Source organism: Micromonospora sp. NPDC048871 (assembly GCF_043198155.1).
In the GTDB taxonomy this organism is placed as follows: Bacteria; Actinomycetota; Actinomycetes; order Mycobacteriales; family Micromonosporaceae; genus Micromonospora.
In genome coordinates this window covers 110,063-122,617 of the sequence record NZ_JBICUM010000011.1, presented here as the reverse complement: position 1 = coordinate 122,617, position 12,555 = coordinate 110,063, and the positions used below count along the sequence as shown (strand labels likewise).

The 12,555-nt window shown below is 71.4% G+C and carries 13 protein-coding genes; 9 read left to right on the top strand and 4 right to left on the bottom strand.

Annotated elements, in window-relative coordinates:
- Positions 1–83: 83 nt before the first annotated feature.
- Positions 84–356: a hypothetical protein gene (locus tag ACGFIK_RS22070; protein WP_327023106.1), complete on the bottom strand. Its 273-nt coding sequence runs from the start codon at positions 354–356 to the stop codon at positions 84–86.
- A 212-nt stretch (positions 357–568) separates the two neighbouring features.
- On the opposite strand from ACGFIK_RS22070, the gene ACGFIK_RS22065 reads away from it, so the two are divergent.
- From ACGFIK_RS22065 to ACGFIK_RS22040, 6 genes are all read left to right on the top strand, one after another.
- Positions 569–763 (top strand): hypothetical protein, encoded by a 195-nt coding sequence (locus tag ACGFIK_RS22065; protein WP_327023105.1) that lies wholly within the window; start codon positions 569–571, stop codon positions 761–763.
- A 172-nt stretch (positions 764–935) separates the two neighbouring features.
- The gene (locus ACGFIK_RS22060; protein ID WP_327023104.1) at positions 936–1,130 is read left to right on the top strand and encodes a DUF397 domain-containing protein; all 195 of its coding nucleotides are present in this window, start codon (positions 936–938) and stop codon (positions 1,128–1,130) included.
- 156 nt (positions 1,131–1,286) lie between these two features.
- Entirely contained in the window at positions 1,287–1,478 is a 192-nt protein-coding gene (locus ACGFIK_RS22055; RefSeq protein WP_013731172.1) for a hypothetical protein, read from the top strand.
- Positions 1,479–1,670: 192 nt separating this feature from the next.
- Entirely contained in the window at positions 1,671–2,444 is a 774-nt protein-coding gene (gene modA, locus ACGFIK_RS22050) for a molybdate ABC transporter substrate-binding protein (protein WP_393341136.1), read from the top strand.
- 3 nt (positions 2,445–2,447) lie between these two features.
- Positions 2,448–3,242, top strand: coding sequence for an ABC transporter permease (locus ACGFIK_RS22045; protein WP_327023103.1), 795 nt, complete (start codon positions 2,448–2,450; stop codon positions 3,240–3,242).
- Positions 3,239–4,303 carry an ABC transporter ATP-binding protein gene (locus ACGFIK_RS22040; protein ID WP_327023102.1) on the top strand — a complete coding sequence of 355 codons (1,065 nt, stop codon included), beginning with the start codon at positions 3,239–3,241 and terminating at the stop codon, positions 4,301–4,303. The genes ACGFIK_RS22045 and ACGFIK_RS22040 overlap by 4 nt, the downstream gene beginning before the upstream one ends.
- Position 4,304: 1 nt before the next feature.
- Here the strand turns inward: ACGFIK_RS22040 and ACGFIK_RS22035 are convergent, their stop codons facing one another.
- The 3 genes from ACGFIK_RS22035 to ACGFIK_RS22025 all read right to left on the bottom strand — a co-directional run bounded on the left by ACGFIK_RS22035 (position 4,305) and on the right by ACGFIK_RS22025 (position 7,774).
- Positions 4,305–6,380, bottom strand: a complete 2,076-nt coding sequence (locus ACGFIK_RS22035) for a heavy metal translocating P-type ATPase (RefSeq protein WP_327023101.1) — start codon at positions 6,378–6,380, stop codon at positions 4,305–4,307.
- Between the two features lie 69 nt (positions 6,381–6,449).
- The gene (locus tag ACGFIK_RS22030) at positions 6,450–7,271 is read right to left on the bottom strand and encodes a hypothetical protein (protein WP_327023100.1); all 822 of its coding nucleotides are present in this window, start codon (positions 7,269–7,271) and stop codon (positions 6,450–6,452) included.
- Entirely contained in the window at positions 7,268–7,774 is a 507-nt protein-coding gene (locus tag ACGFIK_RS22025; RefSeq protein WP_327023099.1) for a SigE family RNA polymerase sigma factor, read from the bottom strand. The genes ACGFIK_RS22030 and ACGFIK_RS22025 overlap by 4 nt, the downstream gene beginning before the upstream one ends.
- Positions 7,775–7,924: 150 nt before the next feature.
- Between ACGFIK_RS22025 and ACGFIK_RS22020 the strand changes: the two genes are divergently transcribed.
- The 3 genes from ACGFIK_RS22020 to ACGFIK_RS22010 all read left to right on the top strand — a co-directional run bounded on the left by ACGFIK_RS22020 (position 7,925) and on the right by ACGFIK_RS22010 (position 12,043).
- The gene (locus tag ACGFIK_RS22020; RefSeq protein ID WP_327023097.1) at positions 7,925–8,296 is read left to right on the top strand and encodes a YciI family protein; all 372 of its coding nucleotides are present in this window, start codon (positions 7,925–7,927) and stop codon (positions 8,294–8,296) included.
- Positions 8,293–9,537 carry a DUF6596 domain-containing protein gene (locus ACGFIK_RS22015; protein ID WP_327023096.1) on the top strand — a complete coding sequence of 415 codons (1,245 nt, stop codon included), beginning with the start codon at positions 8,293–8,295 and terminating at the stop codon, positions 9,535–9,537. Before ACGFIK_RS22020 ends, ACGFIK_RS22015 begins: the two co-directional genes overlap by 4 nt.
- Positions 9,538–10,183: 646 nt before the next feature.
- Complete coding sequence (locus ACGFIK_RS22010; RefSeq protein ID WP_327023095.1) at positions 10,184–12,043, top strand: protein kinase; 1,860 nt, start codon at positions 10,184–10,186, stop codon at positions 12,041–12,043.
- Positions 12,044–12,555 lie beyond the last annotated feature (512 nt).

The following is a 12,555-nucleotide window of genomic DNA, read 5'->3' as shown; positions in this document are numbered from 1 at the left end:
TTGCTCATGGGTCCACTCCTTCGCAGTGGATCTAGGTCCGGGACCGGAGGGCTCATCTCCAGTCCCGGACCGCCATCGCTTGATCAGTTGTCGGCTTCGGTGGCCTGCTCGTGCTGCTCGACCGGCGCGGCCTGCTCGGCCTCGGTGGTCGTGGTGTCGGCGTCGTTCCTCGGCTTCGGGCGACCGTCCTCGCACCGCCAGATGGCGGCCGAGGTGTAGCCGGTCAGCTCGGCCAGCGCGGTCCGACTGACCAGGGGGCCTCCCGCCGCTGGCGGACGCCCAGGTTGCTGCGGGTTTCGGTGGGGGCCTCGGCCTGCGCCGGGGCCTCGACGGCCTGCGTCTCGGTCATCGGTCATCACTCCATCGCTCGATCGCCGGACCGTTCGAACGGATAGATCGACCGAATCCCATCGAGGATGTGATGCAAATAGCTCAAGTGAGACGAACTCACACATCCTGTGATCAACCTTCCGGCGCCCGGTGACCTCATCAGCATCACTTACCACTTCGGCACCGTCAAGTAGGCAAGTGTCGAAGTGGCAACCCCCGGCCTGCCTACGGTCGCGTCGTGAGACTTGCCGCGCTGGCCGATATTGCCGAGATGCTCGGTGGTGTCTCGCGCACGCGGACAACGGAGATCGTCAAGCGTCCCGGCTTCCCCGAGCCGGTCGACGTGGTCGGCAACGGCCGGATGCGGATCTGGGACCGGGACGCGGTCGAGAAATGGATCAAGCAGAACCGCCCGCACCAGCACGCCGACTAGCCCTGGGGTGTATGTCGACACCCCTGACCGGAGCGCTCTACCTGGAGCGGCCCGGCGAGGTTGCCGCGTACGCTGCGGCCCACGAGCAACTGCAAGCCCTTGCGCTGGCACCCAAGCCCACGCGAGATACGCTGCGTGCGATTGCGGCAGACCTCACCTAGGAGGGCACGGGATGGACCTGACTCGCGTCACTTGGCGCAAGAGCAGCAGGTCCGGCTCAAGCGGCAACTGCGTCGAGGTCGCCATACCGCCCCAGGCCGTCATGGTCCGCGACAGCAAGGACCGACAGGGGTCGATGCTGTCCTTCAACGCCGACCAGTGGGCCGGCTTCGTGCAGGGCATCAAGGCGGGCAACTTCGACGCCTGAGCAACGGCCAGAACACAGAGCGCCCCGCCGCGACCCGAGAGGCGCTGCTCGGACCAACCCGATGGCATCACGAAGGGTTGCACGAAGGCAACCCCCAAGGGGGTTGCCTGATGCAGTTCCCTCAAGAGCAAGCCCCAGGGGTCATAGCGTCAGGTCGTGGATCTGCTCGGACTGGATGAGATCCGTGATCTGCTTGGCGGGATCAGCAAGCAGCGCGCCACGATCATTGTGGGCCGCAAGGGATTCCCTGACCCGGTCGTCACGTTGAAGATGGGCCGCGTCTGGGATGGCAAGGCCGTGCGGGCCTGGATCGCCGAGAACCGCCCCACCCCAACCGACGAGGACTGACCTGCAGGTACTCACGCTCCGCGTTGACCCTTGACGCCCCTGGAGATGGCTCCCGAGGACGGGTGGGGCGGGTAGCCCTCGGAGAGGGCCCGTCAAGATAGCTAGGTGACCGCGCTCGTGGACTGGCTCGCCCGCCGACCAACCCTTCGGCTCGCGGCCAGCGCGACCGTCGTCAGCACCGCAAAGACCTGCATCCGGCTGCGTACCACTCTGGCCGCCGTCGGGGTGCTCGCCGTACTGCTCGTGACCGGCTGCGCCGACGACCGAGCCGAACCACCGGTGGCCGGCGACGGGACCGGCGGCGAGTTGACCGTGTTCGCGGCCGCCTCGCTGACGGAGTCGTTCACCCGCATCGGCCAGGACTTCGAGGCCGCCCGAGGGGTGAAGGTGATTTTCAGCTTCGCCGGTAGCTCCGGCCTTGCCGCCCAGATCAACCAGGGTGCCCCGGCCGATGTCTTCGCCGCCGCCGCGCCGGCCCCCATGGCCACCGTCGTCGAGGCCGGCAACGCCGCCGATGAGCCGGTCACCTTCGTACGCAATCAGCTTGTCATCGCCGTACCGAAGGGGAACCCGGACGGGGTGACCAGCCTGCGCGATCTCACCGGGCCGGACCGGAAGGTGGCCCTCTGTGCCGAGCAGGTGCCCTGCGGGGCGGCGGCCCGCGCGGCGCTGGCGGCCGCCGGGGTGGCCCTGACCCCGGTCACCCTGACCCAGGACGTCAAGGCGGCCCTGGCCCAGGTACGGCTGGGTGAGGTCGACGCCGCCCTGGTCTACCGCACGGACGCCCGAGCCGCCGCCGAGGTCGAGGGGGTCGAGTTCCCGGAGTCGGCCGGGGCGATCAACGACTACCCGGTCGTGGTGTTGACCGACGCCGCCAACCCGGCCGCCGCCCGCGCCTTCGTCGAACATCTTCGCTCCGAGGCGGGTCGCGCGGTGCTCGTCGCCGCCGGATTCCAGGTGCCGTAGCCGGTGCGTCGATCCCACACCCGCCGGGTTCCGGTCGCCCTGCTGGTACCGGCCACGATCGGCCTGCTGTTCCTCCTGCTGCCCCTGGTCGGGCTGCTGGTCCGTACCCCCTGGGGCACCCTGCCGCAGCGGCTCACCGAACCGGGGGTGCTCACCGCGCTGCGGCTGTCGGTGCAGACCGCCACCCTGGCCACCCTGCTCTGCCTGGTCCTCGGGGTGCCCCTGGCCTGGCTGCTGGCCCGGGTGCCGTTCCCCGGTCGCCGGCTGGTACGCGCCCTGGTCACCGTTCCGCTGGTGCTGCCACCGGTGGTCGGCGGGGTGGCGTTGCTGCTGGTCTTCGGCCGTCGCGGACTCCTCGGCTCCTGGCTGGACGAGACCTTCGGGGTCACCCTGCCGTTCACCACCACCGCGGTCGTCATGGCGCAGGCCTTCGTCGCCATGCCCTTCCTGATCATCGCGGTGGAGGGGGCGCTGCGGGGCGCCGACACCCGGTACGAGGAGGCCGCCGCCACCCTGGGGGCCGGGCGGTGGACCACCTTCACCCAGGTCACCCTGCCGATGATCGCACCGGGGGTGGCCGCCGGGGCGGTGTTGGGCTGGGCCCGCGCGCTCGGCGAGTTCGGGGCCACCATCACCTTCGCGGGCAACTATCCCGGGCGTACCCAGACCATGCCGGTGGCCGTCTACCTGGCCCTGGAGACCGACCTGGAGGCGGCCATCGTGCTCAGCCTCATCCTGCTCACCGTCTCCGTGGTGATCCTGGCCAGCCTGCGGGATCGGTGGGTGGGCACGCCATGACCCGGCTTCTGGACGCGCATCTGGTGGTCGACCGGGGCGGCTTCCGCCTGGACCTGCCGCTGACCATCGCCGCCGGGGAGGTGGTGGCCCTGCTCGGGCCCAACGGCGCCGGCAAGACCACCGCCCTGCGGGCCCTGGCCGGTCTGCATCCCCTCTCCGCCGGGCACCTGACCCTCGCCGGTCGGGACCTGGACCGTCCCGGGTGCCGGGCCTGGGTTCCCACCGAGCGGCGGCCGATCGGGGTGGTCTTCCAGAACTACCTGCTCTTTCCTCACCTCAGCGCGCTGGACAATGTGGCCTTCGGCCCCCGCCGGCACGGCCTGGACCGGCGGCAGGCCCGGCAGCGGGCGGCCGGTTGGCTGGCCCGGATGGGCCTGACCGAGCAGGCCCGACGTAAGCCCCGCCAGCTCTCCGGTGGTCAGGCCCAGCGGGTCGCGTTGGCCCGTGCCCTGGCCGTCGAGCCGGCGCTGCTGCTGCTCGACGAGCCGTTGGCCGCCCTGGACGCCCGCACCCGACTCGACACCCGAGCCCAGTTGCACCAGCATCTGGCCGCCCACCCCGGAGCCACCCTGCTGGTCACCCACGATCCGCTGGACGCCCTGGTGCTCGCCGACCGGCTGGTGATCATCGAGGACGGCCGGGTGGTCCAGCAGGGGGATGCCGCCACCATCACGGCCGAACCCCGTACCGACTACGTGGCCCGCCTGGTGGGGCTGAACCTCTACCGGGGACACGCCACCGGCCGTCAGGTCCGGCTAGCCGAGGGGCAGGTCCTGACCACCGGCGACCCGTACGACGGGGAGGTCTTCGTGGCCTTCGCCCCGGCGGCGGTCGCGCTGTACCCGCACCGGCCGGACGGCAGCCCGCGCAACACCTGGCCGGCGACCATCACCGGCATCCAGCGGCACGGCGACAACCTGCGGATCCAACTGACCGGCCCGATCGAGGTGGCCGCCGACGTCACCCCGGCCGCCGCCGCCCACCTGAAACCGGCCCCGGGCCAACCGGTCTGGGCTGCGGTGCAGGCCGCCGAGACCCGGGCCTACCCCGTCAAAGGCTGACCTACTGTGGGCGTAGCCGGACCCGGCGCAGCAACTGGGCGTTGAGGGCCACCACGATCGTCGAGGCCGACATCAACACCGCCGCGACCGCCGGGCTCAGCGCCACCCCGGCCCAGGCCAGCACCCCGGCGGCCAGTGGCAACGCGACCACGTTGTAACCCGCCGCCCAGGCCAGATTCTGGATCATCTTCCGGTACGCGGCCTGCGACAGCCGGATCACCCCGGTCACCCCGCGCGGGTCGGAGGAGGCCAGCACCACCCCAGCGGACTCGATCGCCACATCGGTGCCGGCCCCGATCGCGATGCCGACGTTCGCGCGGGCCAGCGCCGGAGCGTCGTTGACGCCGTCACCCACCATCGCCACCCGCAGGCCCCGGCGTTGCAGGTCGGCCACCGTGTCGTCCTTGTCCGCCGGCAGCACCTCCGCGAACACCTCGTCCTCACCGGCCCGGAACCCCAGGTCGGCGGCGACCGCCTCGGCCACCGGACGGGCGTCCCCGGTGATCATGACGATCTTCCGGATCCCCTGCCCGCGCAGGTCGGCGATGGCCTGCCGGGCCTCCGGCCGCACCTCGTCCTCCAGGGCCAGGGCACCGAGCACCTGCGCCCGATGGTCGTCCAGCCGCAGCAGGTACAGGACGGCGGCGCCCCGTCGGGACCACTGCTCCTGCCGCCCGGTCAGCGCCTCGGGGAGGGTCACCTCGAACTCCCGCAACAGGGCTGGCCCGCCTACGGCGTACCCGACCCCCTCGACCTCGGCGCGTACGCCCCGGCCGGTCAGCGACCGGAAGCCGGTGGCCGTACGCCGGAGCCCCTGGGCCTGGGCGGCGGAGACGATCGCCCGGGCCAGCGGATGCTCGCTGTCGGCCTCCACGGCCGCCGCGAGGGCCAGCACCTCCCGCTGCCCGGGGGTCTCCTGCCCGGTGTCGTCCTGGCTCGGTGGGTCGGCGGTGGCGGCTACACCGGTGAGGGTGTGGGCGCCCCGGGTCAGGGTGCCGGTCTTGTCGAACAGCACCGTGTCGATGGTGCGCATCCGCTCCAGGGCCAGTCGGTCCTTGACCAGGATGCCGCCCTTGGCGGCCACCGCCGTGGACAGGGCGATCACCAGGGGAATGGCCAGGCCGAGGGCGTGCGGGCAGGCGATGACCAGCACGGTGACCGTACGCACCACCGCCTCGCTGGGGTCGCCGAGCAGGGTCCACACCAGCAGGGTGACCAGGGCGGTGGCGGTGGCCAGGTAGAACAGCCAGGCGGCGAAGCGGTCGGCCAGCACCTGTGCCCGGCCACTGGACTGCTGGGCCTGCGCCACCAGCCGCTGGATGCCGGCGAGTGCGGTGTCGTCGCCGACCGCCTCGACGCGTACCCGCAGGGCCGCGTCCGTGGCGACCGTGCCGGCCACCACCCGGTCACCGGGGGCCCGGGCCACCGGCCGGGACTCGCCGGTGATCATCGACTCGTCCATCTCGGCCCGACCCTCGACGACCTGACCGTCCGCCGGCACCCGGCCACCCGGCCGTACCAGCAGGAGGTCCCCGACCCGCAGGTCGGCCACCGACACCGGCTGGGCCCGACCCTCCGGGTCGAGCCGTTCCGCCTCGTCGGGCAACAACGCGGCCAGCGCGGACAGGGCACCCCGGGCCTGGCCGATCGCCTTCATCTCCTGCCAGTGCCCGAGCAGCATGATGGTGACCAGGGCGGCCAGTTCCCACCAGAAGTCCAGGTCGAACGCGCCGACCGCGGTGGCCAGGGAGGCCAGGTAGGCGACCGAGATCGCCATCGCGATCAACAGCATCATGCCGGGGGCCCGGTCCCGGATCTCCCGCACCGCCCCCTGGAGGAAGGGCCATCCGCCGTACCCGAACACCACCGTGCCCAGCACCGGCCCCACCAGGCCGATCCCGGGAAAGTCCAGTTCGTAGCCGAACCAGTCCATCACCATGTGGCTGGTGACCACGATCGGTACGGTCAGGACCAGGCTCAGCCAGAACTTGCGCCGGAACGCCTCCGGATCGTGGCCGGCGTGCTTGTCGTGTCCACCGTGCTGGTCGCTGCCGGGACGGTGTGCGTCATGCGCCATCTCATCCCTCCTCCCCGCCACCATATACCCGGTGGGGGTATATGGTGGCGGATCTTGAGGGGTGTCGCCTCACTCCAGGTGGAACCGATCGTCGACGGCCAGGGCCGCCAGTTCCGCCTCGGAGAACGGCAACTCGATGCCGCCCTGCTGGTTGCTGCCACGGTTCATGGCCTGGGCGACGAAGACCACCACACCGTCCGGGTGGCGGTAGGCGGCCCACTGGTCGAACCGGTCATCCCCACCGGGGCCGACCACCACCCCCACGTGTGCGCCGGCGACCGTCATCGGTTCGCAGTTGCCCTGCATGCCCCAGAACTGGCGGGCCAGGGCGCACGGATCGGTAGCCAGTTGATTGCCGGCGGTGTGCACCTCGACCAGTACGGTGCCCGTCCACTCGCCCTTGGCCAGGGGAAGGGAGGAGGTGTAACTCCACACGTCCACTCCCTTGACGGTCTGTTCGTACTGCGCCTGGTGGGACGGGGCCTCCGGGGCCTGCGGCACGGTGTAGCCGGCCGGCACGACGGCGCGGAGCTGGTCGAGCAGTTCGGCGCCCCGGTCGTACCGGGTGCCGGCCTTCGCGGTGCGATCCTCCTGCGGCAGGCCGTCCGGCCCGGTAGGCCAGGGGGAGGCGGTGTCGTCGTCGGAGGAGGGGCCTCCGAACAGGGGCGCCGCAGGGCTCCACCCGCCGCCCACACCCGGGCTGGCGAAGGTGCCGAAGAAGGCGACGGCCACGACCGCCGCCGCCGACCCCACACAAGCCTGCAAGGTACGGCGACGGGTACGGGCCCGGCGGGCGGTGCCCAGCATGGCCTGCGTGTCCAGCGGCGGTGGCGAGGTCAGAGTGGTCATCTCGTCCCGCAACGCCTCACGCAACTGCTGTCCGTCCATCATCGACCTTTCTCGGTGCCGCTGTACGTGGGTGACAGGAGGCCGCGCAGGGTGTCCAGGCCGCGGGCGGCCTGACTCTTGACCGTCCCGGGCGAGCAGCGCAGCAGGGTGGCGACCTCGTCGACCGGCAGGTCCTCCCAGTAGCGCAGGACCAGCACGGCCCGCTGGCGAGGCGGTACGGCGGCCAGGGCCTGGAGCAGCACCAGTCGGTTCTCCGGCGCCTCGGTGGGCGCCGGCCGCTCAGGATGAGCACCGTCCACCTGCTCCCGCCGCCACCAGCCCCGTCTTCGCTCGTCCAGGAAGGCACGCACGATGATCTGACGCAGGTAGGCGTCGAGAACCTCATGCCGGGACACCCGGTGCCAGGCCAGGTACAGCCTGGTGAAAGCGGTCTGGACCAGGTCCTCCGCCCGGTGCCAGTCCCCGCAGAGCAGGTACGCGGTGCTGCGCATAGCGTTGGACCTGGCCGCGAAGTACTCCGCGAACGCCGTGTCGCGATCGCCCATCCATGCCTCCGATCCCCGATTCGAGTTAGTCACGCCAGGTGCCGCCTGCGGGGTTGCATGACCTGACGAGGGGTGGCGAATTCGGCCTGGGCCGATCGTCATCCGGGTGTAGACGCCTACGGCGGCACAACGGTGGCGAAGGAGAACACGATGCGTTACGCGCTGATGATTCATTACCCCGAGCCGGGGGAGGGGGAGCTTTCCGACGAGGTCGTCGCGGAGGCGAAGATGGCCTTCGACGCGTACGGTCGGGCGCTGCGCGCGGCCGGGGTGCTGCTGTCGGCCGACATCCTGCAACCCGCCGCGGCGACGACCACCATCACCCGCAAGGACGGAGACCTGCGGGTGCAGGACGGGCCCTTCGCCGAGACCAGGGAGGCGCTGGCCGGGGTGTTCCTGCTCGAGGTACCCGACCTGGATGCCGCGATCGGCTGGGCGGAGAAGTGCCCGGCCGCGCAGTGGGGGACGATCGAGGTACGCCCCACCGCGACGGCCTTCGTCGACGGAGCCTGGACGAGTTGACCACCGGGGAGGCGGGGCGGGCAGCCGCGGCCGTCGCGGCCCGCGACAGCTACGGACGGCTGCTGGCCCTGCTGTCCACCTCGACCAACGACATCGTCTGGGCCGAGGACGCCCTGGCCGACGCCTTCGAGCGGGCCCTGCGGACCTGGCCCGAACGAGGCGTACCCGACAACCCCGACGGGTGGCTGCTGACAGTCGCACGTAACCGGCTGCGGGACCGGTGGAAGTCGGCGCAGTGGCGGCGCAACGTCCCGCTCGACATCGAGCGGGACGCCCCCGTACACCTCGACGACCTCGACCCCGAGGCGATCCCCGACCGGCGGCTGGAACTGATGCTCGTCTGTGCCCACCCGGCGATCGGACGCGCCGCGCACACCCCCCTGATGCTCAACACCGTGCTGGGCTTCACGGCCGACCAGATCGGTAGGGCCTTCTCGATACCCCCCTCGACGATGGCCACCCGCCTGGTCCGAGCCAAGCGGCGGATCAAGGCCGCCCGCATCCCCTTCCGCATCCCGGACCGCACCGACCTGCCCGGCCGGATGGCCGCCGTCCTCGAAGCGATCTACGGGGCGTACGTCATCGACTGGGCGACCACCAGCCCCCAGGCCCGCCCGGTACCCACCGAGGCCCTGCACCTGGCCGAGGTGCTCACCACGGTGGCGCCCGAGGACCCCGAGACCCACGGGCTGGCCGCCCTGGTCCAACTCTCCGCCGCCCGCCTCCCCGCCCGCCTGGATGCCCACGGGCGGTTCGTGCCACTGGCCGAGCAGGACCCGGCGCGCTGGAACGATCACCTGATCCACCGGGCCCACGAGCACCTGCGCACCGCCCACGCCCGTGGACAACTCGGACGCTTCCAACTCGAAGCCGCAGTCCAGGCCGTGCACTGCGCCCGGCGGCACACCGGCACCACCGACTGGCCGGCCCTGCTGGACCTGCACCGGGCACTCCACACGGTCGCACCCTCGCTCGGTGGTGATGTCGCCTACGCCGTAGCCACCGCCGAGGTGCAGGGCCCGGCGGCCGGGCTGACCCGGCTGGACGAACTGACGAACCCGACCGACGACCGGGCCCGACGATTCCAGCCCGCCAAGGCCGTCCGGGCCCACCTGCTGGAACGGCTCGGCCGCCACCCGGAGGCGGTGGCGGCGTACGACAGCGCCATCGACCTCACCCACGACCCCGCCGAACGCGAATACCTTGCCCACCGCCGAGCGCGGCTGACCCGGGCACCCTGACCGGCCGGGTGCCCGGGACCCTCGGCGCAGGCCGTCACGTCACGCCGACCCAGCACGGGCCAGCGACACCCCGACCGCCAGCAGGCAGTACCAGGACCGGGGCGGCCCAGGCCCGCTCGGTCGCCTGGGCCCGGCTCGTCCACCGGCGCGGTTTCCACGTACACCGCGATCAGGCGTCTGGTGACCCCGGGCGACAGCAGGGCCTCACCGGCGGCCACCACCCGGACCGCCCGGACCAGGGCTCGGAAACCGGCCCGAACCAGCACCTGGTCATCGGCGAGAACGACCCGGATCACCCGGACCCCTCCGCGCACGGCTCGGACCGTTCCTGGGCCGCCGTACACCCGCTCGGCCACTGGGCGGTGACCCGGAACCACCCGCCGCAGTCGGCCCGGCCACCAGGGAGCCGCCGGTGGCCACCGCCCGTTCCCGCATACCGCAGATGCCGACACCACCCCCCGGCACCGGCCGGGGCGAATCCGATCCGGTGTACTCGACCACGACCCGCAACCCGGCCTCCTCCGCGTAGCTGACCGCGACCCGGGCGCTGGCCCCGCTCGCGTGTCGGGCCACGTTCGTCAGTGACACCTGCACGATGCGGTTCTTCGGTCTCGGTAGCATCCCGGTGACCACGAGGGGGCGCCGAGTGAGTGACATCATCCCAACCCTGCCCGAGCTGGGGCTGACGTTCCTTCCTTTGAACGCGGACGATCCGGTGGTGGTGGGCGACATCCAGTTGCTCAGCCGGATAGGCGAGGGTGGCATGGGATCCGTCTATCTCGGAGTGACCCAGGCCGGCCGGGCGGTGGCGGTAAAGGTCGTCAAGGACCCGTACTCGACCGATCCCGCCTTCCGGGCCCGCTTCGCGCGTGAGGCGGCCATCGCCAGGCGGGTCGGCGGCATCTTCACCGCCCCCGTGCTCAGCCACGACTCCGACGCCGTCCGGCCCTGGCTGGCGACTGCCTTCGTGCCGGGCCCGAATCTGGCCGTCGCCGTCGCGCGCCACGGAACGCTGCCGTTGCCCGGCGTGTGGCGATTCGCCGCCGGGGTGTGCGAAGCGCTCAAAGCCATCCATGCCGCTGGCATCGTCCACCGGGACCTCAAGCCCGGCAACGTGCTGCTCGCTGCCGATGGCCCCCGCGTCATCGACTTCGGCATCTCGCGGGCCGACGGCGAGGTCGACCTCACCCAGACCGGCGTGCTGATGGGAACGCCGTCCTACATGTCACCGGAACAGCTGCGTGGGGAGCGGTCCACCCCGGCCACGGATGTCTTCGCGCTCGGTTCGGTTGTCGCCTTCGCCGCCACCGGGACGGCCCCGTTCCGGGCCGGCAGCAACGCAGAACTCGTCTACCGCATCACGCAGGGCGAACCCCACCTCGACGGGATCGCCGATCCGGGCCTCCGCGAGCTGATCAGCCGGTGCCTGGACAAAGAGCCGGAGCTGCGCCCCACTCCGCAGGAGGTCATCGCCGCCTACGTCGAACGCAGCGCGGCAACCGCCGGGCAAGGCTGGCTGCCCGCAAGCCTTGAGGAGACTCTTTCCCAGGTCGGTGCCGCGTTGACCGTCCCTGTCAGAGTGCCCGGCATCGCACCGACGCTGACTGCCACCGCGTTGATTGGCCCAGACGGGTTCACTGCCGTCGACCCCGGCCAAGACACCACCCCGGAGTCGGTCGGCGCGAAGTTGACGAAGCTGCCGGACCTGACGACCCACGTCATGTCGCCGGCCGACACCCGTCGCCGGAAATGGCTTCTACCGGCTGTCGGCACGGTGGCCGGTGTACTGGTGGCGGTGTCGCTGGGGACCTATCTCGCCAATGGTGGGGCGGCATCCCGTGAGCCTTCGGCCGGCGACCCACCGGCCAATCTTGCCGCCGTGGGCACCTCCTCCCCGGCCGCTGGCGGGAGCGCCCGTCCTGCCGATTCCCCCGATGCCACCAATTCCCCCGATGCCACCAATTCCCCTAATGCCCCCAATGCGCCCGGCCCGACTGGTCCGACGGGTGCAGCCGACGGCGGCCCGGGTGCGGCTACCAGCCCTTCGGCCGGGGAGCCTCCGGCCAAGAACGATTCGGGCGCCCCGTCGCCGACCAAAACTACGCCTCGCACCACGGGCCTACCCTCGGGGCCGTTCAACCGCGACAGCATGGTGATCGTGAGTTTTGACGGCACCGTTCTCAGCACCACCGGCACGGACCACGGATCAAAGGTGGTGACCGCCGCCTGGCGGAACCAGCCCGGCCAGCGATGGGAATTCGAGTCGGACGACATCATGGTCGTGAAGTCTTTCCCGTCCATGCAGTTCACCATCCGCTACGACGGGATCGGCATGCTGTCGCCGGCCAACTTCGGAAATCTGAACGGGTGGGTCTACGACTCCGGCAAACGTCAGCTCCACAGGGCGAACAAGAGCGGGTGCCTGGCCTCCCACGGCCCCGGTGAGCCGGTCAGCTTCGACACGTGTGACGGCAGCGCGAGCCAGCGTTGGCGGATAGTTTCGTGATCGCTCCGCCCGGCGCCGCCCGTTGCTGGTGCCCGCCCGCGAGTAGCGACCGCAGGTGACGGTCACGAGGGCGAAGGGTGACGGCAGCGGCGGATGACGCCCAGGCGTACCGCTGGAGAGATCGCACAGCGTTACCGTCCGAGCCGCACGACCCCCACCCCATCGGTCCCTTTGCTCTGCATTCGTCGACGCAACAGTCACGCTGGGTTCCGGCTGGCTGCGGAGGCAACTACGGAGGCGGGCGGGAAAAGCGAGCCCAGGAAGCTGGTGCGTCCATGGCTGCAGAGCCAGGGCCTGTGGGCGGATCCGTCAACCCGCAGGCACCGTCACCCTGCGCGACCCAACGGATCGCCGCGCATAGCGACGTCCGCGGCACCAGCCGCGTTGACGGAGGGCGGGCGCGGCGGGTTGCGGCTCGGCGCGGGTCGAGCGGCTCACCTGAGGTGGACTCTCATGCCGCGATCCAGGCGCGTTCGGCATCCGCGCGATGAGGCAACGCGAGGATGCCCTGG

Bases quoted from the DNA above. Each gene is read 5' to 3' on its own strand.
- ACGFIK_RS22070 (WP_327023106.1), bottom strand. From the start codon at position 356: ATGACCGATGACCGAGACGCAGGCCGTCGAGGCCCCGGCGCAGGCCGA.
- ACGFIK_RS22060 (WP_327023104.1), top strand. From the start codon at position 936: ATGGACCTGACTCGCGTCACTTGGCGCAAGAGCAGCAGGTCCGGCTCA.
- ACGFIK_RS22040 (WP_327023102.1), top strand. From the start codon at position 3,239: ATGACCCGGCTTCTGGACGCGCATCTGGTGGTCGACCGGGGCGGCTTC.
- ACGFIK_RS22035 (WP_327023101.1), bottom strand. From the start codon at position 6,380: ATGGCGCATGACGCACACCGTCCCGGCAGCGACCAGCACGGTGGACAC.
- ACGFIK_RS22030 (WP_327023100.1), bottom strand. From the start codon at position 7,271: ATGATGGACGGACAGCAGTTGCGTGAGGCGTTGCGGGACGAGATGACC.
- ACGFIK_RS22025 (WP_327023099.1), bottom strand. From the start codon at position 7,774: ATGGGCGATCGCGACACGGCGTTCGCGGAGTACTTCGCGGCCAGGTCC.
- ACGFIK_RS22020 (WP_327023097.1), top strand. From the start codon at position 7,925: ATGCGTTACGCGCTGATGATTCATTACCCCGAGCCGGGGGAGGGGGAG.